Below are 1,034 nucleotides of genomic sequence, written 5' to 3' on the forward strand. Positions count from 1 at the left end.
CGAGCGCGACGCGGGGCGCCGTGCGCGCCGCCGGTGCAATGCGCTGCCGCAGGCCGTTCGCCGCCGCCTGGGCCCCGCGGGGTGTGACGGTGCGCGCAACCATCGCCGCGCCGAAGGCGGCACCGGTCGCCTCGACGAAGCCGAAGGCGCCCGCGACGCTCTCCTTCAGCGCGCGCAGACCCTGCTTCACGCCCTTCAGGCGCTGCAGGCCGCCCAGCGCCTTGGCACCCTCCGCCTGATCGGCCGCGACCTCGGGGATGACGTGGCGCGGCTGCAGCAGCACCGGGCAAGAGGCATAGGCGCCCTCTGCGCCGAAGGGCTGCACGGCGACGGCGGCGCCGAAGAAGCCGGCGAAGCCGAGCGTCTCCCAGGGTCCCGTCCGCTCCAGGTGGCGCCGCAGCACCTCCGACCGCACGTCGATGCAGAAGACGAGCTGTGCTAGGGGCGCCGCCTGCGCGGCCGGCGCCGGCACGGCCAGGCGCCGCGCGAGGTCGCGCCGCCACGTCTCCTCCCACGCTTCCAGCCAGATCGCCTCGGCCTCGGCCACCGCCGGGGCGGGGGGCGCGGCCGGTGCCTCGTTGAACTGGCGCGCCAGGAACAGGCGCAGCGCGAGCATGTCGGCCAGCGTCGCCGGCGCGGCCTCGGCCCAAGCGTGCGCCGCTTCCTGCGCGCGCCACTTCACATAGCCTGCCCAGCCCGAGAGGGCCGCGAGGTGGCGCGTCATCAGCACCGCGCGCTCGTTCTCCGGCACGTCGGCGAGCAGCACGGCCAGGGCCGCGAGCGGGTCGGAGGACAGCTTCTCCGCCGCCGCGCCGTCCGGGATCTCGTCGTCATGGCGCGCCAGCGCGCGCACCGCCGGCCAGAGACCCTTCTCGCGCCCCGGCATGGGCCAGGCGGCCTGGCCTTCGTCGAGGAAGGCGGCGAGCCAGCGGATCATGACGCGGTTCACCGCGGAGGGCTGCGGCGCGACGCGCGCCGCGCCGGCGGCGTCGAGCGCCGCGGGCTGCGCCGCCTCGGGCCGGCCATGGCGGAGC

1 protein-coding gene is annotated in these 1,034 nt (G+C 77.2%); it reads right to left on the bottom strand.

Annotated elements, in window-relative coordinates; translation table 11 throughout:
- Nucleotides 1–1,034 (bottom strand): putative inorganic carbon transporter subunit DabA (locus tag L2I40_RS23665; RefSeq protein WP_237217796.1); only part of this gene is annotated, 1,034 nt, incomplete at both ends.

Origin of the sequence: Falsiroseomonas oryziterrae, assembly GCF_021864505.1 — a bacterium.
GTDB lineage: Bacteria > Pseudomonadota > Alphaproteobacteria > Acetobacterales > Acetobacteraceae > Falsiroseomonas > Falsiroseomonas oryziterrae.